This window comes from Motilimonas thetidivivens (assembly GCF_046452435.1).
Taxonomy (GTDB): domain Bacteria; phylum Pseudomonadota; class Gammaproteobacteria; order Enterobacterales; family CBDFNC01; genus Motilimonas.
The window spans coordinates 13,619-36,114 of record NZ_JBKFDK010000007.1; the positions used below are offsets into that span (position 1 = coordinate 13,619).

Here is a 22,496-nt window from a genome sequence, read left to right on the forward strand (position 1 = left end):
CTTACTTGTGATCTATTGGTTGGCTCAACGGTTGTACCGAGGGTTGAACCGATGGCTTTACCGATGGATGAAGAAAGTGCTGTAGGGTGGCTTGCTGTTTATGGATGGCGCTGGCAACCACACTGGGCAAAATTTGATTGATGCGAGCAAACAGTTTCTCTGGCCAGCCAATCCACTTAGCCGAGGTTTCTTGCTTAAGCATGGCGACAACATGGTTGGCGACGACATCTGGGGTATCGATCTTGTTGCCGAGTTGCTGATTCATTTGTTTCACTGCCGCGTTATTTAACTCGGTATCCGTTGCTCGAGGGGCCAAGTAGAGCACTCTTAAGCCAGAGCCTTCCAGTTCACGATCCAAAGCTTCACTAAAGCGATGCAGCCCTGCTTTAGCGGCGCAATAAACGCTATAACCCGGATACCCGATAGATCCAAAAGTGGATCCTATGTTTAGCATCACGCCGGGCTGTGTTAGCCAACTCAGTGCCGATTGACACAGTTGGATCGGGGCTAACAGATTTACCTGGATTTCTTGCTCAAGTTCGGCATCGGTCTTCTGACTAAGTAACTTAAATTGATTGCAACCCGCATTATTTATCAAAGCGTTGATTCGCGGTGATTGCATAGCGAAGTGGTTGATTTGCCGCAGGCCTTGCACCGTGGTGATATCGGCCACCACAATTTGATGTTGCTCAGGATTGGCCAAAGTGGCGAGCAAACTGCGCAGTTTGGCTTGACTCCGGCCAACCAAGATCAACTGGGCACCTTCATTGGCTAGCTGTTGCGCTATGCTGTGTCCGATACCCCCAGTGGCACCTGTGAGCATAATTTTGCTCTGTTTAATCTCCATAACTCACCTCATGCTGCTTGTTGATTAGTGATTCGAGGCAAAGATCTAAGCATTTGGCTATAGAGTTCAAATACCATGTTGGCGGATTCGATAATGGCGCGTTGGTCTTCTGGTTTAGTGATTTGATCCATCAAACAAGCAAAAAATTGCAGGTGAGATTTGTCTAGCTCGCTATGGGAAACCAGATAACTCATGGCTGAGGAAGGTAGTTGCAAACTGGTTTGAATTTTTTCAGCCATAGTGGCGCCGATACCGACACTTGTGCCTTCCAATACCCATACCATGCCAAATAAAGCTAATGGATTGCGGCGATCGATCTGGTGGTAAAGATAAGCCGTCATCAGCTCAATAGCGGGGCCAACTTGGCCGATGCCGATATTGTTACGTACGGCATCGGCATCACCCCCACAGGCGTGGATATCATTGAGGATCCATTCGTGGTGGCCTTTTTCTTCGTCTATGTATTCGGCTAAGGCGGCTCTTACCCATTCATATTCAAGACCAAGGCGGCCACCGCAAGCCATCAGTAGCGGCACCGTGTGTTTTACGTGATGAAAGGCTTGGGTGAGAAAAGAAAGATACATGTCTTTTGACACCTTGCCTTGGTGCACGTCAGCGATAATGGGCGCGCTCAACATGGTTTGTTGTGCGGCCGAGGTTTGTTGCTGTAGTTGCGCAAAAAATAATGACATAACCTGTCTCCTTATAGGGCAATCTTATTGGGGGTTAAATTGAGATCTATCTTGTTTACGTCTTGTCCTGCTACGCTGAAATAGCTTTGGGGTTGAGTCAGCAAAGGGGTGATACTGCTGATGAGTTGCTCGCGTTTGAGTTTGCCGTTACTGGTGTACCAAGCGACATTCGAGCGAGGATCCGCCATCACAAACAAGGTTTGAATTTGGGCATAGTCGGGTAAGCTTTGGTTCAGCTTAAGTACCTGAGCGACTAAATTGGGTGCTTTTCCTGTGATCGCGATTAAGCCTTGCTCACCGTCACCCATGACAATAAAGGGCAAATTGGGCAATAGCGCAAAGGCTTCTGATTCGATCCATTCTGGTGATATATTGCGCCCATAGGCGGTAATAATCAGATTCTTTTTTCGGCCAGATAGCGTGACATAGCCAAGTTCGTCGATTTGACCTAGATCGCCAGTTGCTAACCATTGGGATGTAAATGGCTGATCAATATAGCCAAGAGCAAGACTGTTACGTACCCAAATCTCACCATCACTGGCAATGCGCAGTTCAATGTTACCTATGGTTTTGCCACAGCTGCCCGGTTTATTGTTAGTTGGGGAGTTGAGGCACACCACAGAGCCACACTCAGATAAACCATAACCTTCATAGGCAGGAATGGTCAACGCATGTGCAGCCTTAATCAATTGCTCACCTACGCGCGCACCGCCTACGGCAACAAATCGTAATGATTGGCTAAGGCTAGGTTGTCGTTTGACAACTTGGATCAGCGCCGCCAATAAGGCGGGTGTTAGCACTAGACTATGGGGCTGGATCTTAGTTAATGCATTCGCAAAAATCTGACCATCAAAGTGACTTGAGCCTGTTAGCCCCGTTTGCTGACCCGAGAGAATGACGCTGGTCGCGCCAAGCAGCAAGGGGACATACACACCTGTAATGTTTTCTAACAAGGTAGACAGCGGCAGTAGCACCATATGGACGCGACTAAGCGATTTCACTTCGGTTGCTAGGGACTCTGCGACATTCACCAGATGAGATTGGCTTAAGCAGACGCCCTTGGGCTGGCCGGTGGAGCCCGAGGTAAACGTGATCTTTGCTGTTTGGTCAATATGCTTGATGAGAGGCGGGCTGTTGTGCTGTTTCAGAGAATATCCCGCTAAGCTGTGTCCCGTCTCTTGATAAGAGGCTAGCCAACTGGAGTTACTATCGCTTAAGTCTTGCCACTCGCCGATCAAGCTATCGGCACCGGATTGGGTTAAGGTGTGCTCAACTTGTGTGGCAGAAAAAAAGGTGGGAATAGGCACTAAGATGATGTTCGCAGCCATCGCGGCGAGATCGATAAGAGCCCAATTAACACTGTTGCTGGCACGAAAGGCCAACACCTTTACCTCGTAACTCAGTAACTGTGCAGCAATCAGCTCTATTTCATTTTGCAGCGCGCCGTAGTTTAGCGTGATGTCTTGTTGCTGCTGATCTTGGCCGCAAAACGCAATATTTTGTGGTGCAACCGTTGCCCAGTGCTTAATGGCTTTTAATAAGTTGTTCATCTTTAACTAAGCCCGTTTGATTTTATTGGCGTGAATAGCGCGCAGCTGAGCTAAGCCTTTTCCTAAGCTGCCTGCCATTACCTTTGGCTGGTACTCATAATATGAGCCCCAAATCGTGGTCGCATTTGGGATTTTGCTTTGCTCTGCTTGAGCAATCAGGTGTGGCTGTAAACCGAGTCTGCGCATCATGGCATGGAGCGGATCGGTGGCGGTAAAAATGCACCACTCATAGCCTAAATCCACCAACATTTGTGCCATCAGGTAGAAATGCAGCGATGACATGCCTGTAGCAAATGAGGCGAGGTGACCAAATTCAATTAAATGTGAGCGTTTAACGTCGCAATGAAATGCTTTGGTTATCAGCAGCTGAGCTTCCTGAGGTAAATATTGTTCAAGAAATAGCGGCTCGTTTGACGCAATACGAAAACCACATACACACACAATTTGTTCACCTTGGCATAAGGTTAAGTAAGCGGGCATAAAGCTGGTTAGCTCTGCGGCAAAAGCCGCTTTGTAGCGCAATGCCACATGGTTGGTGACTCGTTGCCAAAGATCGCTACTTGGCTCGATGATGTGTAAGCTGAAGTGACCAATTTCAGGGTGATTATGTTCCATAAGCGTTACCTACCATTTAGTACTATCAAGAAGCCAACAAAAGACTAACAACGGCTTAGTTTTGAAAGTAATGGATAAAACTTAAGAAACTCTTAAGAAGTTAAAAATAAATATGTAATTTTCGTGTTTCAATTATGTTAATTGTTTTCTTGTAAGTGTTTAATCTGACTAAGTAAATAGTACTAATCACACATGCTTTGTGAGGATAACTAGAGCTAGTTCAAACTATCTTGCGTTAGCAATTGCTACTATTTGCAATGGCAATAGTTTTTGCCTTTACCACTTAACTTGTTCAAGGATGATTGCAATGAACGTGAAACTCAGCCTGATTGCAGCGCTGGTTATGGGTGTGTCTGCCCAGGCCAATGCCGCTGCACCTATTACCTGGGAGCCAGGTAAAACCAAAGTGAGCAACGGTGACCTAGTTATCTACAAAGATGCCTGTTACGTTGCCAAGAATAATCCAGGTAGCTGGGAAACCCCATCAAGCTCTTCAACCTGGTTCTGGACAGCGGCAAGCTGTGGTGATGTAACTCTTCCAACTTCAGAGCCAACTTTGGAGCCAACACCTGCGCCAACGCCAAAACCGACGCCTACTCCAGTACCGACTTTAGAGCCAACGCCTGAAGTGACGCCCGATCCAAGTCTTCCTCCGAGCAATGTGACTCCTTGGGTGCCGGGTACTACTAAGGTAAGCAACGGCGACATGGTTAGCTTTAACCAAAGTTGTTATGTAGCGAAAAACAGCCCAGGTACGTGGGAAAGCCCACGCAGTGGTAGCTGGTTCTGGGATGAGGTGAGCTGTCCTGATGCGCCAGTCATTACTCAAGAGCCAACGGCTGAGCCGACCGTACCGCCAACATCTGAGCCGACAGGCGAGCCTGATATCTGTGCCGACAACTGGTACCACGGTTACCATTTTGCTTACTGTGGTCCAGCGAATGAAGCTAAGTTATGTAGTACCGTATTAGGTGCCCAAGCTTGTATCGACAATGGTCAAGATTTAGAAACCTTAAACAACTCTCAGTCGGCTTACGATGTTGAGCTATGGGCAGCACAAAAATACAACTTACCGCTGCCAACGCCGCAACCAACAATCGAACCGACAGTTGAACCAAGCGCAGAGCCAACGCCGCCACCAACCACTGAGCCAACACCTACGCCAGCTCCGGTGGATCCAAACGAGCTAACGGTAACTGAAGACGGTCAAGGTGGTTACTTAATTCCACGTAGTCAGCTAGAAGCCCGTGAAACGGCGTTAACCTCGTCTGAACTATTCGATTTAGTACGCGCTGATACGCAAACTCTAGATAATGCTGCGGTTGAAGCCGTCGTACCACTACGCGCTGAAAACCCAGATAACGTGCGCCGCGCTGAAGCCATTGTCAGCGAAGCTGACTGGGAGTTCTTATTCCCAATTCGTCACGAAAACTACACTTACCAGCGCTTCTTGCAAGCCATTGCTAAGTTCCCTGCGTTCTGTCGCACTTATGAAGATGGTCGTAACTCTGACGAAATCTGTAAGCGTTCGTTAGTGACTATGTTTGCTCACTTTGTGCAAGAAACGGGTGCTCATGCACCGAACTGGGAAGGCGCTAAAGGTAATCCAGAATGGCGTCAAGGTTTGTACTATGTGCGTGAAATGTACAAATCTGAAACCGACACCACAGGTCCTTACAACAAGTGTACTGGCTGGGCTGGTGAGCGTTGGCCTTGTCAAAACAAGAGCTACTTTGGGCGTGGTGCTAAGCAGTTAAGCTGGAACTACAACTACGGTCCATTCTCTGAAGCCATGTTCGGCGATAAGATGGTACTGCTGAAGAACCCTGAGCTGGTGGCCGATACTTGGTTAAACTTAGCTTCGGCTGTGTTCTTCTATGTTTACCCACAACCGCCTAAGCCAAGCATGTTACATGTGATTGACGGCACTTGGCAGCCAAATGCGGCCGACAAAGCCAATGGTATTGAGCATGGCTTTGGTTCAACTATTCAAATCATCAACGGTGCATTTGAATGTGGTAAAGGTTCAACCACCAACCAAGCTAAAGCACGTATTGCTTACTACAAAGAAATTGCCAACTACCTAAGCCTGGATATCACAGGTGAGAAATTAGACTGTGCCGACATGAAGGCATTTGATACTAATGGCTCTGGTGCGCTACAAGTGTACTGGGATAAAGATTGGGGTTGGGATGCCAATACACCGGGTAATCATAGCTTCAAGTGTAAACTAGCAGGCTACCAAACTGCTTACAGCGCTTGGGGTAAAGGTGATTACGAAATCTGTGTAGAAGACATTTTCAATGTCCGCGCAACCGATGAATTTGGTGAAGTGATTCCCGAAGGGAAGTAATGCTAACCAACAACGTCTTGTAGCAATAGCCACCTTAGGGTGGCTATTTTTTTACTTGCTGCTTTGGCTAAGGCAGCGTGACATGATTTCTTTTGCAGTGATCACGCCAATACACACATTTACGCTACCGTGCACTATGATAATGCTATTGCTATGTTGGCTTAGCCACTGCTGACACTCTTGAGCCAAGCTTGCTTCAGGTAAGGTTTTGATGTTTTTGTCCATCACCTGATGTACTCGCTTGTTGAGTGTTACTTTATCTCTTTGTTGCTCACTTTTTGTGCCTAAATAAGGGCTTAATTCAGCCATTAACTGAGTCCGGCTTATTGTGCCTTGGCATTGACTGTTTTCGATAACGACGAGATGGTCAATATTATGCTTATCAAACAAAGCCTTCGCTCGGATAAGTCTGTCATCAAGACCGATGCTGACATAATCTGTTGTCATAATCTCAGCCGCAGTTAGGACAGGAGCTTGGTAGATATGGGGAGCTAAATGATTAAAATTAAAGCTATCTTTATCACTGGTTATCTGTGCAAGGCTTTTCGGTTTACTAAATAAATACCCTTGCAACATATCAACCTTCAGCTGGCTTAAAATGTGCAGCTGAGAGACGGATTCAACTCCCTCAACGATAACCTTGCCGCCAATTTTATGGCTTAGGGTGGTCAGCATATCGATCATTGCGAATTCAGCACTGTCAGCGGTTAAGTTATCAATGAACAGCTTATCGATTTTGATCACGCTAACAGGTAAGTTCAGTAAATACGAAAACGAAGAATAACCGGTGCCGAAATCATCAATGGCCAGCTCTACGCCAATGCTGCGTAGCTTGTCTATCCATATTTTTTGTCTTGATAAATCTTGGAAGAAGGCGGATTCCGTTAACTCCAGCGTCACTTGCTCAAGGTTTACGTTAGAGTGACTTAATATTTGTACGGTTTCTTCTAGGCAGCTTAGATTGAGTAAGTCACTTTGCAGCGAGCGATTTATGGATATGCCAATCTGCTTATCGTTAAAGTGCTGCTGCAATAGAGGGAGATCATGGATCGCTTGGTGTGCAACGGTGGCATCGATGCGATCTATCCATGCATTTTTTTCCGCAATTTGGATTAACTCTTGGGTGCTGTACTCTAGGTCTGTGTCTAACTTAGTGCGAAATAGGGCCTCAAATTTGCTGATCCTAAGATCGGGTAAGCTCACTATAGGTTGATAATAAACTTCAATTTTTTCTGCTTGCAATGCATCATCGAGTAATTTAGTTAACTTGGTTATCCGATCAAACCGATGAGCAAGGCGACGATCAAAATAGTATAGCGTTGAGCTGCGTTGTTGTTGATTGGCGATAAGGGCTTGAATAGCGTGAGCCAGTAACTGTTTTGGGCTAGTTGCATCGATGGCTAATACCGAGCATCCTACCGTGAGTACGGGGGCAAGTTTGATGGCATCATCTTTGCGGGTGCCGGTCAGCCTGCGAATGATTGACCAAAGATCGCCATTAATTCGGTCTACCTTCTTATCACACTGCCAAAATAAACCAAACATGGCACTGCTGAGTTGGCCAAGATAGCCATCAAAATTCATCGAGTCAAAGCGCTGTGAAATGAGCCACGCTTTTAATTCGCTGCTAATCGAGCCACTCATGCTTGCGTTAAACGCCATACAGACGATAGTTTTGTCGCTGCGTAAACTGTGGTACAGCTGATCGAGTTGGGTTTCAAACTCAGCTTTGTTTGGGAGTGTTATGGTGGGAGGATATTCTTGTTGCTGGGTTAACGTGGCTAGCGAAGCATCAAGCTTACGGGTAGTGGTGGTGTAAAACTTATTGCCATCAATTTCAACACATTTGATTAAGGCTTCATGAGCATAATCTTGCCCTGATTTAGTCTTGGCTAGGATCTCACCTTCCCAGTAACCGTGTTTGTTAATACTGTTCCAAAGCTTGTGATGAAACGCTTCATTATAATGCTCACTTTTTATTGCGCTGGCATGGGCTCCAATTAACTCATTGGGTGAGTATTCGGTCTCATGGCAGAACTCCTTGTTAGCAAGTAGCACATAATGATTGGTATCGGCCACCATTAAGCCATTTTTTGACTCGTTGAATATTTTTCTGAGTAGGAATAGCTCCTGCGTCGGGCTTAAAAATTGCAATAATAATTGCGCTGTGCCGTGCAATTCTGAGTCGCCAATGCGGCCAGCGTTAATCTTGAAATCAATTAAATAGCGAGTTTTTTGTACCACAGCGATGAGTTTGTTGTGTTGTGCTTGACCGCTCTCACAAGCTTGTTTAATAGCTTGTTTACACAGTAAAACACCGCTTTCATCCAACACTGAAAAAAATGCAGAGAGCGAAATACTGACCGAGTTTAGCCCCAAGCTTCTGGCCAGCTCTTCGCTACAAATAAATCGTTGCTTTTTTAGTTGAAGCGACCATGGCTGCGCCACGTCATTGAACATGGCATGAAACAGGCTTTGGTCAATTACCGTGTGCATGTTTGTTCTTCCTTTCTCGGAGCAACATGTTGGACGCTCAATGAAAGAGTATTTTGCTCGGTTTTCTAGCCGTGCTGTGTTAGCGAAAACTAAGTAGCCGGGCAATGTTCAATCTCAAAGACCTAACAACATGAAACCAATATCCCGCTCCATGAATGCAGTGAAAGATGAGTATCATCGAATGAATAAGCTTAACTCAAGATTAAGTAAAGAAATGCGATAAGACAAACAAAATAATTTATGAATTAATCATCATATCAATAAATCGTGTCTAGACTAAATAACAGAGCAGTACACGCCAGTGGTTGTCTCAAGCTTGGCTTAGATTTGATACTTTTCGTTTGGTTTATCAGGCTTGTATACGCTGATAGCACGAAAGCAAAATTGAATATGTAGGGGAGAGGGATATGCAGAAACCGAGCAGGCTATTATTAGCGGGAATAGTGGTTGCATTACTGTGTGGTTTAACACTAGAGCCTATATTGCCTGCGTTGGCTGTCATTATTCTTTGCGTCATTATTTGCGCCGCTTTTTGCTGGTATGCCATGCAGCAGGTCAATATGGTGTCAAAGGGGGAACAGGATCTTCCTTGTGTTAATGATGAAACCCAGCGACTACAACAACAAATTTTATTGCAAGCCAAGGAAATTATCGAAGATTGTAAGCTAGGAATTGATGATGTGAATAGCACCCAATCTGATGCAGTCACAACATTGGCGGGTGCATTCTCTCAACTTAAAGAATTGGCTGAACTTCAGCGCGACCGAGTGGCGCACTTGTTGGCGTCGGAGCTGAATGAAAGTGGCGATTCATGGATGGCCAAATTTGCTAAAGAAACCAGTGGAACTTTAGAGCAATTTGTTGAAACCACGGTACATATGTCTGCCGCATCGATGGATTTAGTGGAAAAGGTAAACAAGATTAATGCCTTGGTTCCTGATGTGATTCAAGCGATGAAGGACATAGATCAAATAGCCTCGCAAACTAACTTACTGGCATTGAATGCAGCCATTGAGGCGGCTAGAGCGGGAGAGGCGGGAAGAGGATTTGCCGTTGTTGCCGATGAAGTGCGCTCGCTATCGACACGCTCCGCCGGATTCAGCAATCAAATACAAGATAAGCTCAAACACATGGCGCAGCAAATTGAATCCTTGACCGCAGATATCGGTGAAGTTGCATCTCAAGACGTGACCTATGTGATGGAAGCGAAAAAAAATGTGCACAATGCCATTAAGTTACTAATGAGTAACGCTAGCCTCAACAAAGAGCATGCTAATGCGTTAGATGAACATAACCAGTTACTACAACAATCCTTATATGATGCGATGCGTGGCTTGCAGTTTGGCGATATCAACCATCAGCACCTCAATTATATGGCCTCACAACTAGCGCTATTACAACATCAGCTGCGCGAGATAACAGAATTAGAAAATTTAACCAACCCTCATAAGTTGAAGAACTATATTGAAAATATAAAGGAATTTAAAGCGACTCGCTCCAACCCTGTTTCAGCGAGCTCAATGGCCAGCGGCGAAGTAGATCTGTTTTAATCTGCCGTGATTATTCACGTTTAGGAGGCGATGTGGCGCAACACATTATTCGATTACCTAATCGATTTGATTTTCATCACCACAAGACGTTTAACCAAGAAATAGAAAAAATTATGGCTGCTGCTAACGTGGAGTCGATAGAGCTGGATTTTTCACAAGTGCTTTATCTCGATAGCTCAGCCCTTGGTATGTTGGTGTTACTGTCTAAAAAAAACGAAAAGAACCATCAAGCTAAGCTGGCAATAAAAGGGGCGCAAGGCAGTGCGCTGGATATTTTAGAAATGGCCAATATGGCGAAATTATATGCCTTTTACTGAGACTTCAAATCATATCAGCCCACCCTATTCAGTGTTAGTGGTGGAAGACAGCACAGTGTTTACACTGTTATACCAACATTTTTTTAATGAAAAAGGTGTGCTGACAACCATCTGCCCATCGTTGGAATCAGCTCGGCAGGCGATAGAGCAGCATTCCCATTTCGATGTTGTCTTACTCGATAACCATTTAACCGATGGTCAGGGCGTTACTCTACTTCCTTTGATAAAAGAAAAGCTGAAAATGGCTGCGGTGATCATGGTCAGCGCGAATGACGATGCCGACTTTTTTCTCAAAGCTTTTAGCCAAGGTATTGATGACTATGCATTAAAGCCTGTCAATATGGACCTGCTTTGGCTGAAAATGAAGAAATCGGTGCATCAACGTCGACTAGAAAAGCTGAATAACGAGCAGCGTGAAGCGCTCAATCAGTGGCGAGATGCAGAGCTTCAAGAGCAAGCGCTAGCGAAACACTTGCTGGGTGCCATGTTTGCAAAAATCCATACCGAGCATCAAGGTATTCATCATTGGGTGAAACCTTCATCGCAGTTTAGTGGCGACAGTGTGATCCATTGTAATGGGATAGATGGCAGTGATTATGTTTTACTGGCCGATGCGATGGGGCATGGTTTAGCAGCGGCAGTTTCTTTGATGCCATTAGTGCAAATATTCAAAGCCATGTCGGAAAAGGCATTGCCTATTTCCAATATTGTTTTTGAGCTTAACAATAAACTCACACACATGCTGCCAGAGGATCGTTTTGTCGCCATCATTTTGCTGCATATTCAGCCAAGCAGAGGTGTCATTGATGTCTGGAATGGCGCGATGCCTCCGGTTTTAGTCATTGACCAGCAGCAACAAGTCGTCAACCAAGTTGAGTCGGGTAATATGGCTCTGGGTATTTTACCCGACACCTTATTTAGCGTGCATCCGGTAAGATTACCCCTCGAGCCTAACCAAAAGGTGGTGATGTTTAGCGATGGCGTGATTGAAAGCCCTTCTCATACTAACGACATGCTAAATACAGAACAGTTAGTGACACTGCTCGACACTGAAGAGCCTCTTGCTGGTGTAAAGAAATATTTTAATGTGGATTGCCCTCCGGCTGGAGATGATATTTCCATCGTGCAGATAGATACCAATCAGCTCCTTGCGAATGTGCAGCCGAGCAATAATGGCACGAGCATGACTGGCGAAAGCGCCTTTTTGATTGAGCACACACTGCATGGGGCTGCGCTTGATCTATTAGATATTCCGGCTCATTTTTCTGAATTGCTTGGCAAGCAACTGCCCCTGCCGCTAGTGCAGAAAACCTTCACCATACTCACCGAGCTTTACATGAATGCTTTTGAACATGGCGTACTTGAACTAAGCAGTGACATTAAAGAGCAAGAGAATGGATTTCTTACGTTTTATGAGCAAAAGGAGCAACGCATCAAACGCCTGAGCGGTAAAGACAAGATTGTCTTAAAAGTGCAATGGCAAAGTCACTCACAATGCTTGGAGATTTATATCAAAGACAGCGGGCGTGGATTTTTCCATGGCAATGTTGAACCCGTCGATTTATCAAAAAGTTATGGCAGAGGCTTAACCTTAATTGAGCATCTTGCTGATTCCCTTGAAATAATAGCCCCAGGTAATGCCGTCCGGGTGGTCTTAGGTGGAACTGAATAATATGAGCAAAAACGTACTTATTGTTGATGACTCAGCGTCAATCAGACAGATGGTAGAAGCGACCCTAAAATCGGCTAGCTATCAAGTAACCTTAGCTAAAGATGGTCAGGAAGCGTTTGACCTTTGTAAAACCAATAATTTTGATTTTGTGCTGACGGATCAAAATATGCCCCGCATGGATGGCCTGACCCTTATCAAATCACTGCGTGGTTTAGCGAGCTATCGCACTAAACCTATTGTGGTATTAACTACCGAAGCCAGTGAAGAAATGAAAGCAAAAGGGCGAGCTGCAGGGGCTACGGGTTGGATGGTGAAGCCATTTGATCCCGCAAAACTGCTACAGGTTGCAGCTAAGGTTCTTGGTTAACGGATAGGGAAGACCTCTATGTCAATGGATATGAGCCAGTTTCATGGCGTGTTTATCGAAGAAAGTCATGAACACCTAGATGAGATGGAGCATCTCTTATTGGCGCTTGATCCTAGCTCCCCTGATCTTGAAGAGTTAAATAGTATTTTCCGCGCTGCCCATTCGATTAAAGGCGGCAGTGGTATGTTTGCGTTTGATGCCTTGATCACAGTAACCCATGTGATGGAAAACCTGTTTGATAAAGCTCGCCAAGGTAAGTTTAATTTACACGCACAAGCGATTGATGGGTTATTGGTTGCGGTGGACGCACTGCGTAATTTGTTGCAAAGCTATACCGATGGTACTGAGCCTGATTGGGCGTTGGTTAATTCAACGACGGCAGATCTGGAAGCCATTCTTAATCCTGAAGCAAGCCAAAGTGAAGATCCTCCCGAGCAAGGTTATGGTTTTTTTCAGCCGTTAAACGGGCAACAACAAAATCAACATGATGGACAAGACCCTGCTTCAGCCTCCGAAACAGAAGACGAGGCCGCTTTTGGGTTTTTCGAGCCGTTACCAAGTGAATCAAGCTCGGCTGCCAGTGACGTGTCGGATGACGAGTCGGATGATGCGTCAGATGATGAGCAGGGATTTGGCTTTTTCGCTCCATTAGGCTCAGAGCTTGAAAATAAAACGGAGCCGACTCAAGAAGAAGAGGGTTTTGGTTTTTTTGCTCCCTTAGGCTCAGAGCCTGAAAATAAAACGGAGCCAACTCAAGATGAAGATGGCTTTGGCTTTTTTGAGCCCTTGACCAGTGCCTCAGAGCCTGCGCCTAGCGCTCCTAGTCATCCACAGTCGGCTCCAACCAATCAAGTCGCGCAGCCAAATAGCCCCCCTCCTGCAAAACCCATTGTGCCTGCTAGCCCGGTTTCTAATAAAAAAGAAACCCCTAAGGTAGAAAGTGCCGAAGCTAGCAGTATCCGCGTCGACATTACCAAAATAGATAGTTTAGTTAACCTAGTGGGAGAGTTGGTGATCACTCAATCTATGCTAAATCTGATTGGTGATGAAATGCACGGACCTACGGCGGAGCGCTTACATTCTGCCTTATCTGAATTAGAGCGTAATACCCGTGAGCTGCAAGAAGGCATTATGTCGATTCGCATGTTGCCGATGTCGTTTGTTTTTAACCGCTTTCCTCGCGTAGTAAGAGATTTATCGAAAAAGCTCAATAAGAAAATTGATTTAGTGATTGAGGGCGGACAAACCGAAATCGATAAGGGGTTGATTGAACGTTTAGTCGACCCCTTAACCCATTTAGTGCGCAACAGTTTAGATCACGGCATTGAAAAGCCTGAAGTGCGCCTTGCAGCAGGCAAAGACGAGACGGGTAAGTTAACCCTAAAAGCAGAGCAAAAAGGCGGCAATATTCTTATTTCGGTCAGTGATGACGGTGGCGGCTTGAATCGTGATCGTATCTTGGCTAAGGCATATGAAAATGGCATCGATGTGCCAGAAAATCCATCGGACCAACAGGTATGGCAATTGATCATGTCGGCTGGTTTTTCTACCGCAGCCGAAATTACCGATGTTTCGGGGCGCGGAGTGGGCATGGATGTGGTCAAGCGCAACATAGAGTCAATGGGCGGCAGATTAGAGATTGAGTCCCAAGCCGGCGTTGGCTCCACCTTTGAAATTCGCTTGCCATTAACACTGGCCATTTTGGATGGCATGTCGATTGCGGTTGGCGATCAAATGTTCATTATTCCTCTGGTTAATATCATCGAATCGGTTCAACCCAGTGAAAGCCAACTGAAGCAGATCAGTAATCAGCAAGTGTTGGAGCTAAGAGATGCTTATTGGCCGATCGTCAAGCTGTATAAAGTGATGGAAGTCGAGCCACAATCAACCCACTCGAGTGAAGGAATATTGGTGTTAATTGAAACCAGCAAAACGCGTTTTGCTTTGTTAGTTGATGATCTTATTGGTCAACAACAAGTGGTGATCAAGAGCTTAGAACAACATTATCGCCGAGTGCCGGGAGTGGCAGGCGCAACCATCATGGGTGATGGCAGCGTTGCGTTGATCATTGATGCGGAATCACTTGCGCTAAGAGTTGATGAGTCTTTCGTAAACAAGGAGATGGGATGAGTCATTCACATCAAATAGAAGTCGATAGTCAAGATGGCACTAGCTTAGAGTACTTAACCTTCACCTTAGGTGATGAGCATTATGGCTTAGACATCATGAAAGTGCGAGAGATCAGAGGGTATGAGCCTGTGACAAAAATCGCCAATGCGCCACCTTTCATTAAAGGGGTTCTTAATCTGCGTGGTGATATTGTGCCTATCGTTGATTTGCGAATTAAGTTCAATGTCGGTGAAGCCAGCTATAACGAATTTACCATCGTCATCATGCTTCATATCAACGAGCGAATCGTGGGGATTGTGGTGGATGCCGTGTCAGACGTTATCAACATGAAAGCCTCAGACATTAAACCCCCACCAGAATTTGGTGTGGCGTTTGATAGTGAGTACTTGTTTGGTTTAGCGCCGGTTAATGACGACATGATCATATTACTCAATATAGAAAAATTAATATCCAGCCATGAGCTGGGCTTATTTGATGAGACCGCAATGGCGTCGGAGGGATAACAATGGGAATTGCAACTTGGTTTGGTAACTCGCAACAACAACTGGCGTTACAGCGTGCTAGCTTGGCTTTAGATAACAGTTCAACTTGCTTTATGATTGCCGACGCGATGCGCAACATAGTGTACGCCAATAAAGCCGTCATCAATATGTTATCCGATGCGCAAGAGGACATTCGTAAAGACTTGCCACAGTTCTCGGTGGCGACCTTGCTAGGCAGCAATATCGATATTTTTCATCGTCAGCCGCAGCACCAAAAAGGTATCTTAAGCCAGTTAAGCGATACCCATCGCGCCGAAATTAAAGTGGGGGGGCGCTGTTTTAAGCTTGTTTTGAACCCATTAAAAGATGAGCGCGGAGAGTCACTTGGCACATCGGTCGAATGGCATGATTTAACCGAAATTAAGCGCCATGAATTGCTTTCTTTAAGATTAACCTCTGCCCTAGACGCCACTTCGTCTAATGTAATGGTGGCCGATGTGGATCGCAATATCATCTTTATGAATAAGGCGGTTGAAGCCATGCTGCGCGAGGCTCAATCTGATTTACGTAAAGAGTTGCCCCATTTTGATGTTGACCAACTGATTGGCAGTAATATGGATATCTTCCATAAAGACCCCTCTCATCAACGAAAACTATTGGCTACGTTGGAAAAAACCTATGTTGGTAACATTGTGGTGGCCGGTAGAAGCTTTCGGTTACTGGCCAACCCGATTTTTGATGACCAAGGTGAGCGCCTAGGCTCAGTGGTTGAGTGGCTTGACCGAACTAAAGAAGTGGCTGCAGAGCAAGAGCTTAGCCGTATTTTGGGGGCGCTTGATACGACAACGACCAATGTCATGATAGCGGATTCAGAGCGAAACATTATCTATATGAATAAGTCGGTTGAAAATATGCTGAGAGAAGCCGAAGCCGATTTACGTGCGGTATTACCGCATTTTTCCGTCGACAAAATTATCGGCAGTAATATGGATGTGTTTCATAAAAACCCCTCTCACCAGATGGACTTGCTAGCAAAACTAACCAAGGCCTACACCGGTAATATTGTGGTTGGCAAGCGTCACTTCAGGCTGGTGGCCAATCCTATTTTTGCCAAAGATGGCTCTCGTCTTGGCTCGGTAGTGGAGTGGTTAGACAGAACCCAAGAAGTGATGATTGAAAGCGAAGTGAGCTCGGTGGTCACCGCTGCTGCACAAGGGGATTTTACTGGCTACATTGATACAGACAATAAAGAAGGTTTCTTCCTTAAACTTTCCGAAGGCCTTAATTCATTACTGCGCACCACGGAAAGTGGTTTAAATGATATTAGCCGAGTCTTAAAGGCCATTGCTCAAGGGGATTTAACCGAGCGAGTTGACGCACAATATCAAGGTTCATTTGAAGAGCTTAAAGATGGCTGTAATCAAACGGCTGCAAATTTAGCCGAGATGCTCGGTGAAATTCGCTTGGCCGCTGAAACAATCAATACTGCGGCCAGTGAGATTTCACAAGGGAATACGGATTTATCAAGCCGGACCGAGCAGCAAGCTTCCAGTTTGGAAGAAACTGCGTCAAGTATGGAAGAGTTAACCGGAACCGTACGCCAAAATGCGGATAATGCGAAACAGGCTAATACCTTGTCAGCAAAAGCCTCAGAAGTGGCAGGCAATGGCGGAGAGCTAATTGAGCAGGTAGTGGCAACCATGGCTTCGATTAATGAATCATCGCAAAAAATCTCCGACATTATTGGGGTGATAGACGGTATCGCCTTCCAAACCAATATTTTGGCACTCAACGCCGCCGTGGAAGCGGCCCGAGCTGGCGAGCAAGGTCGAGGTTTTGCCGTGGTGGCATCTGAGGTACGCACCTTAGCGCAGCGCTCAGCCAATGCGGCGAAGGACATCAAGTCACTGATTTCAGACTCGGTAAATAAAATCAATAACGGTAACGAGCTAGTAGGTAAATCTGGCGATACCATGAAAGAGATAGTGACCTCAATTAAACGGGTCAACGATATCATGGCTGAAATTGCAGCTGCATCTGCCGAGCAAGCATCTGGGCTAGATGAAGTAGGTAAAGCCGTTAACCAAATGGATGAGATGACTCAACAAAATGCCGCCCTAGTAGAGGAAGCGGCTGCCGCTGCCGAAAGCTTATTGTCACAAGCGGCGCAAATGGCGCGCAATGTGACCAAGTTTAAGTTGGATGACTCTCACCAAAGTATGACGGCGGTGCAACCGGTAGTGGCAGCATTAAAGTCACCTGTTAACGAGGTTAAAACCGTGGTTAAACAGCCAATTAAGCCTATTAAACCAGCTCAATCCGATGATGATGAATGGGAAAGCTTTTAGCCAAATAGGGGCACTAGATGGGCAACAGGGAAGGCGGGGATCAGCGTGAGTTTCATTATGGCAAACCAGACTTTGAGGCGGTGAGATCTTTACTCTATCAGCTGACGGGGATCCGTTTAGCTGATAGTAAAGACTCTATGGTCTACAGTCGTTTGGCTCGAAGACTGAGAGCGCTAAGGTTAACCACCTTTCCTGATTATCTGGCTTACCTTAATCGGCATTCGGCTGAAGAAGAGCTATTTATCAATGCGCTAACGACAAACCTGACATCGTTTTTTCGTGAGCCGCATCATTTTGACGTGTTGCAACAATATCTCGCTCATCACCCAGAAACTCGGCAGATTTGGTGCGCGGCCAGCAGCACCGGCGAGGAGCCCTATTCCATCGCCATGGTAGTGGCCGAGCATTTTGGCCGTTTTGATACGCCAATTAAAATCATTGCCACAGATATAGACAGCAATGTGCTCAGGCATGCAGAGCAGGGCATATACCAGATTGATCGAATAAAGGGGTTGCCAGAGCAAAGATGTAAGCAATTTTTCTTTAAGGGTAAGGGGCCCCGAGCTGGTTATGTCAAAGTTGTGCCCGAACTGCGTGCAATGGTGGAGTTTAGGCAACTTAACTTACTGTCGCCAAATTGGTCGGTAAAGGCGCCAATCAATATTATCTTCTGTCGTAACGTGATGATTTATTTTGACCGTCCGACTCAATTAACCATCTTGGAGCGGATGATTAAGTTGTTGCCGAACAACGGTCTATATATAGCGGGTCATTCGGAAAATTTTTCTCACGCGAGCCATTTGGTTAAGCCCGCAGGGAAAACCACGTACCGACCAAATATGATGGGAGGGCTAAGCAATGGAGTTTGAACTTAACAACCCTCATTTGGCGCCAAATCGTTACTATGATCGCCACTTTGGTTGCGATGCGGTGAAAATTTTGCCGGGAGAATACTTTGCGACCAAACAAAATACTTTAATCGTGACGGTATTAGGATCTTGTGTGTCAGTGTGTTTACGCGATCCCGTTCTTAACATTGCTGGCATGAATCATTTTTTGTTACCACAAGATAACAGCCAACCGAATGACTTATTCTCGGCATCCGGTCGTTATGGCGTGTATGCCATGGAAATCCTAATTAACCACTTACTGAAGCTGGGCGCTCATCGCGATAGGCTAGAGGCTAAGGTTTTTGGTGGTGGTAATGTGTTGAAAGGATTCATGACCGTGAATGTCGGTGAGCGTAATGCGGAGTTTGTACAAGACTACTTACAAACCGAGCATATTCCCATTTTGGCCAGTGATTTACTTGATGTGTATCCGCGCAAGGTTTATTTCTTTCCCGATTCGGGCAGGGTTATGGTCAGAAAAATTAAAAATATTCATAACAGCACCATTATGGATCGTGAGAGCGAATACCGAATGAAACTAAAAGCGAAGCCAGAAGCGGGCGATGTGGAGTTATTTGATGACTAATAGAATCAAAGTTTTAGTAGTGGATGACTCAGCGCTTATTCGCAGTTTGCTCAGTGAAATTATTAATCAAGATCCTGAGCTGATGCTAGTAGGGGCTGCGCCTGATGCCTATGTAGCCAAAGACATGGTGAACAGTTACAGGCCAGATGTGATCACCTTAGATGTTGAAATGCCTAAGGTGGATGGTTTGACCTTTCTTGACCGATTAATGAAGGCTAGACCCACTCCTGTGTTGATGGTGTCGAGCCTGACCGAGCAGGGCGCTGAGGTTACCTTAAAGGCATTAGAGTTGGGGGCGATAGATTACTTTCCTAAGCCTAAGTTAGATATTGCTAGCGGTATCGAGCAATATCGCGATGAGATTGTCGCTAAAATCAAGCAGGTTGCAAAGGCTAAAATACAAGAGCGTAAGCAGCGCAAAGCGGCCTCGCCAAGTTATAGCTTTAAATTTAAAACGTCAGAAAAAATTATTGCCATCGGTGCCAGTACAGGTGGTACAGAGGCACTGATGTCGGTGCTATCAAGTTTGCCGGTGGATACCCCTGCGATGGTGATTACTCAACATATGCCGCCAGGATTTACTAAAACCTTTGCCAATCGCTTAGATGCAAATTGTCCGATCCGGGTTAAAGAAGCAGAAGAAGGTGAGCGCTTGCTTCCCGGCTGTGCTTACATAGCACCGGGTGATCGGCACTTATTGGTAGTGAGAAGTGGTGCGGATTATCGTGTAAAACTCAGTGATGGAGAGCGCGTCACAGGGCATAAGCCATCGGTCGATGTGATGTTTCGCTCGGTTGCCCAAGCTGTTGGGCAAAATGCCTTAGCGGTTATTTTGACTGGAATGGGTAAAGATGGCGCGATTGGTATGCTAGATGTGGCCCATGCAGGTGGGATCACCCTAGCTCAAGATGAAGCAAGCTGCGTCATTTTTGGTATGCCTAAAGCAGCGATCCAAGCTGGTGGCGTCGCTCGAATTGCTCCTTTGTCAGATATTCCAGGTACCATAGTGAGTACCATCAATCAGCTAGGCCAAGACTATCGGGTATAGCTATCACTTTTAGTTAGCAGCAGAGTTTACTTGATGCACTCAGCATCAGTTTGTACCATGCACTTTTTGATTGCTCGAGAAGTGTATGTTTATCGATCCAGATTGGCGCATTATGGTCGTTGGCGATGGCGACTTGTCCTTTTCTGCGGCTTTGGCTGCGCAGTATCAACCACGCCAACTCTTTGCCAGTATCTATGACAGTCACGCTGAGCTAGCAGAAAAATACGGTGATGATTTTTGGCAAAAGCTGCACACCATGGCGCAGCGTGCTGCTATCACTGTGGCAGAGCTGTTTGATGTGACCCAGCCACAAAGTTGGTTGAAGCTAGGGCAAGATCAAGGGCAGTTCCTCAACCATTTTGATTTGATTATCTTTCAATTCCCTTTAGTGCCGGGTTACACCAGCAAAGCCGAGTTTGAAGCCAATGGCAAGATAGACAGCAATTTGCGAAACCGCCGTTTATTACATAACTTTTTACAACACGCCCAGCGCTATGGTCTGGATCCAAAAGGGGCGGGTCTCATTTACATCAGCTCAAAAGATGTCAAACCTTATAGTGAGTGGGATATAGAGCATAGCTTGCATTTAAACACAGAATTAGCTTGCTTAGGCAAGGTGCCATTTTCTTTCGCTGACTTTCCGGGTTATCAAATGCGCAATGTCGACCGGGATAAATTTGTCAAAGATACCGCCAGTTATACTTATATTTGGCGCAATAAAGCGGACACAAGGCCATTACCCGCCGAGCTGGCTAAGCAGCTAACGCCGCCGCAACAGCGTGACGATAGCTTAAATACTTGCTATTTGTGTCAAGCTGGCCCATTTCACTCAGAGCAAGAGCAGCGCGAACATTTAACGTCCAAGCGCCACTTAAAGTTGCAAGGTTATCATCAGCGTTGGTTGGCCGATTTGGGGATCTAGCTTAAGGATTAAGTAACTGCTCCAACTCTTCGGCTGAGAGCTGTAAATGGTTACAAACGAAAGCCTCACTGGCTTGCCGTTCGGCTTCACCTTCGGGTAAGCAAGCATAGCGGGCAAGCTTGATGATCGATATTAGGTCTAAGCCCGTGGCATTTATGTACTTTGACTGGGCGAGACTGGCTAAATCATATTGATGGAAAATCATTTCAATTAACTGACGCGGCAACTGCCAGCGCTGTGCCAGCATCGCAGCGACTGTGGGGTGAGTTGAGCCATAATAGTCTTTTTCATGAGTCAATAAACTTTGCCAGCCCGCTTTTTTTGCTTGCGGTAACATGTCTTTTTCGTAGTTATCGAATGAGATGATCATCATAGGTATGCCTGCCATATGAAACATCCCCAGCATGTAAGCGGTTTCTGCTAATTGTGGCTTATTTAATTGCTTAGCTATGCGAATACAAGTCAAACTCAGTTGATTAATTTGTTGCCAAAAACTGACCAAGGCAGGGCTTTGTTCAAACGCATTTTGCAAGGCAATGGCTTTAACAAGCGGCAGGGTTCGCGCTAGGCCTAGGATCAGAACGGCTTTTTGCACCGAGGTGACTTTATTGCACAGCATGGCTTCTGCCGAGTTAACTAACTGTAGGATAACGCTTGAAATAGCCAAATCCGATGCAATTAGTTTCGCTATTTCAGTTAGGTTTGGCTCAGGTTTATCTGCTTCTTCTAGTAGCTTTACCAAGGTATCGGGTCTTGCAGGAATAATCAGCTCCGATAACACGCGCTTTTCTTTTGTACTCAGATTTACAGCCATGATTAACCTCTATTTTGTGTCTTGCTTATTCGCGGCGTTATGGTTATTTAAACTCATATTAACAACAACTAAGTCATTATAAGCAACCTTACCTCACACTTACCTTATCGTTAACTTTAGCTTATCCAAGCGCTGCACTAAAAATTTCTGCCCCAAGACGAAATTAATTTGTCTGCGCACAGGTCTACTTGGTTACCTGCTTGTTGCGGGATTGTTAAGGTTAAGTTCTCTTTGTTAGTTGTAGGGTAGAAGAGAGCAGCCTTTTTGAATCATCCATTAAGGCTGTATTGCATATCAGGTACAGCTAGTAAGGAAAATAGCATGAATAAAACAGCACAGAATGTATTCACGGGAGCGGCACTAGCCATGGCGATGGCGGGAATGTCGCAAATGGCCCATGCAGGTAGTACCGACAAAGCCAGCGCCAATAGCACGGATTTAGTGCATTGCTACGGGGTAAATAGCTGCGGCGGGCATAACGATTGTAAAACCGCGGATAATGCGTGTGCCGGTAAGGCAAGCTGTAAAGGCCAAGGTTTTGTTGCTATGCCCAGTAAGGCTTGCGGTGATGTGGGCGGTGAAGTGAAAGATGATTGGCAAGGCCAAGTTAACAAGGCGGAATTAGTGCAGTGTTATGGCGTGAATATGTGTAAAGGCCATAATGATTGTAAAACCGCAGACAATGCTTGCGCCGGTCATGCTAGCTGTAAAGGTCATGGTTTTGTAAATACATCAGCTAAATCGTGTAGTGATATTGGCGGAAAAACCAAAGCCTAGTCAGCTTACACTGATTTGCTTGCCTGCCGGAAGTTCGTGT

The 22,496-nt window shown here is 45.7% G+C and carries 18 protein-coding genes and 1 pseudogene; 13 read left to right on the forward strand and 6 right to left on the reverse strand.

Annotated features, from left to right (window positions below):
- Position 1 precedes the first annotated feature (1 nt).
- From ACK8OT_RS07065 to ACK8OT_RS07080, 4 genes are read right to left on the reverse strand one after another with little or no spacing between them, the layout of a single operon-like run.
- A complete protein-coding gene (locus tag ACK8OT_RS07065) occupies positions 2 to 847 on the reverse strand; it encodes an SDR family oxidoreductase (RefSeq protein WP_410195794.1) in 846 nt (281 codons plus the stop codon).
- An 8-nt stretch (positions 848 to 855) separates the two neighbouring features.
- On the reverse strand, positions 856 to 1,539 hold the full coding sequence (locus ACK8OT_RS07070; RefSeq protein ID WP_410195795.1) for an iron-containing redox enzyme family protein: 684 nt from the start codon (positions 1,537 to 1,539) through the stop codon (positions 856 to 858).
- An 11-nt stretch (positions 1,540 to 1,550) separates the two neighbouring features.
- Entirely contained in the window at positions 1,551 to 3,089 is a 1,539-nt protein-coding gene (locus ACK8OT_RS07075) for an AMP-binding protein (protein WP_410195796.1), read from the reverse strand.
- 6 nt (positions 3,090 to 3,095) lie between these two features.
- The gene (locus ACK8OT_RS07080) at positions 3,096 to 3,704 is read right to left on the reverse strand and encodes a thermostable hemolysin (RefSeq protein WP_410195797.1); all 609 of its coding nucleotides are present in this window, start codon (positions 3,702 to 3,704) and stop codon (positions 3,096 to 3,098) included.
- A gap of 307 nt (positions 3,705 to 4,011) precedes the next feature.
- On the opposite strand from ACK8OT_RS07080, the gene ACK8OT_RS07085 reads away from it, so the two are divergent.
- Positions 4,012 to 6,057 (forward strand): glycoside hydrolase family 19 protein, encoded by a 2,046-nt coding sequence (locus tag ACK8OT_RS07085; RefSeq protein ID WP_410195798.1) that lies wholly within the window; start codon positions 4,012 to 4,014, stop codon positions 6,055 to 6,057.
- Between the two features lie 51 nt (positions 6,058 to 6,108).
- Here ACK8OT_RS07085 and ACK8OT_RS07090 read toward each other — a convergent pair whose 3' ends face one another.
- Positions 6,109 to 8,553: an EAL domain-containing protein gene (locus ACK8OT_RS07090; protein ID WP_410195799.1), complete on the reverse strand. Its 2,445-nt coding sequence runs from the start codon at positions 8,551 to 8,553 to the stop codon at positions 6,109 to 6,111.
- A gap of 956 nt (positions 8,554 to 9,509) precedes the next feature.
- Here ACK8OT_RS07090 and ACK8OT_RS07095 point away from each other — a divergent pair.
- The 11 genes and pseudogenes from ACK8OT_RS07095 to ACK8OT_RS07145 form a co-directional block, all read left to right on the forward strand.
- Positions 9,510 to 9,737: pseudogene (locus tag ACK8OT_RS07095) on the forward strand (methyl-accepting chemotaxis protein); the annotation flags it as partial.
- A 398-nt stretch (positions 9,738 to 10,135) separates the two neighbouring features.
- Positions 10,136 to 10,420 carry an STAS domain-containing protein gene (locus ACK8OT_RS07100; protein WP_410195800.1) on the forward strand — a complete coding sequence of 95 codons (285 nt, stop codon included), beginning with the start codon at positions 10,136 to 10,138 and terminating at the stop codon, positions 10,418 to 10,420.
- Entirely contained in the window at positions 10,407 to 12,092 is a 1,686-nt protein-coding gene (locus ACK8OT_RS07105; RefSeq protein ID WP_410195801.1) for a SpoIIE family protein phosphatase, read from the forward strand. Before ACK8OT_RS07100 ends, ACK8OT_RS07105 begins: the two co-directional genes overlap by 14 nt.
- A 1-nt stretch (position 12,093) precedes the next feature.
- Positions 12,094 to 12,459 carry a response regulator gene (locus ACK8OT_RS07110; RefSeq protein WP_410195802.1) on the forward strand — a complete coding sequence of 122 codons (366 nt, stop codon included), beginning with the start codon at positions 12,094 to 12,096 and terminating at the stop codon, positions 12,457 to 12,459.
- 18 nt (positions 12,460 to 12,477) lie between these two features.
- Positions 12,478 to 14,589 (forward strand): chemotaxis protein CheA, encoded by a 2,112-nt coding sequence (locus ACK8OT_RS07115; protein WP_410195803.1) that lies wholly within the window; start codon positions 12,478 to 12,480, stop codon positions 14,587 to 14,589.
- The gene (locus tag ACK8OT_RS07120; RefSeq protein ID WP_410195804.1) at positions 14,586 to 15,092 is read left to right on the forward strand and encodes a chemotaxis protein CheW; all 507 of its coding nucleotides are present in this window, start codon (positions 14,586 to 14,588) and stop codon (positions 15,090 to 15,092) included. The genes ACK8OT_RS07115 and ACK8OT_RS07120 overlap by 4 nt, the downstream gene beginning before the upstream one ends.
- Before the next feature lie 2 nt (positions 15,093 to 15,094).
- Positions 15,095 to 17,419, forward strand: a complete 2,325-nt coding sequence (locus tag ACK8OT_RS07125; RefSeq protein ID WP_410195805.1) for a methyl-accepting chemotaxis protein — start codon at positions 15,095 to 15,097, stop codon at positions 17,417 to 17,419.
- A 17-nt stretch (positions 17,420 to 17,436) separates the two neighbouring features.
- Complete coding sequence (locus ACK8OT_RS07130) at positions 17,437 to 18,288, forward strand: CheR family methyltransferase (protein ID WP_410195806.1); 852 nt, start codon at positions 17,437 to 17,439, stop codon at positions 18,286 to 18,288.
- A complete protein-coding gene (gene cheD, locus ACK8OT_RS07135) occupies positions 18,278 to 18,895 on the forward strand; it encodes a chemoreceptor glutamine deamidase CheD (RefSeq protein ID WP_410195807.1) in 618 nt (205 codons plus the stop codon). Before ACK8OT_RS07130 ends, cheD begins: the two co-directional genes overlap by 11 nt.
- Positions 18,888 to 19,943, forward strand: coding sequence for a protein-glutamate methylesterase/protein-glutamine glutaminase (locus ACK8OT_RS07140; RefSeq protein ID WP_410195808.1), 1,056 nt, complete (start codon positions 18,888 to 18,890; stop codon positions 19,941 to 19,943). Before cheD ends, ACK8OT_RS07140 begins: the two co-directional genes overlap by 8 nt.
- A gap of 85 nt (positions 19,944 to 20,028) precedes the next feature.
- The gene (locus ACK8OT_RS07145; RefSeq protein ID WP_410195809.1) at positions 20,029 to 20,865 is read left to right on the forward strand and encodes a class I SAM-dependent methyltransferase; all 837 of its coding nucleotides are present in this window, start codon (positions 20,029 to 20,031) and stop codon (positions 20,863 to 20,865) included.
- A gap of 1 nt (position 20,866) precedes the next feature.
- On the opposite strand, the gene ACK8OT_RS07150 is transcribed toward ACK8OT_RS07145, so the two are convergent.
- Positions 20,867 to 21,679: an HDOD domain-containing protein gene (locus ACK8OT_RS07150; RefSeq protein ID WP_410195810.1), complete on the reverse strand. Its 813-nt coding sequence runs from the start codon at positions 21,677 to 21,679 to the stop codon at positions 20,867 to 20,869.
- A gap of 321 nt (positions 21,680 to 22,000) precedes the next feature.
- Between ACK8OT_RS07150 and bufA2 the strand changes: the two genes are divergently transcribed.
- Positions 22,001 to 22,456 (forward strand): BufA2 family periplasmic bufferin-type metallophore, encoded by a 456-nt coding sequence (gene bufA2 / locus ACK8OT_RS07155; protein WP_410195811.1) that lies wholly within the window; start codon positions 22,001 to 22,003, stop codon positions 22,454 to 22,456.
- Positions 22,457 to 22,496: the final 40 nt, after the last annotated feature.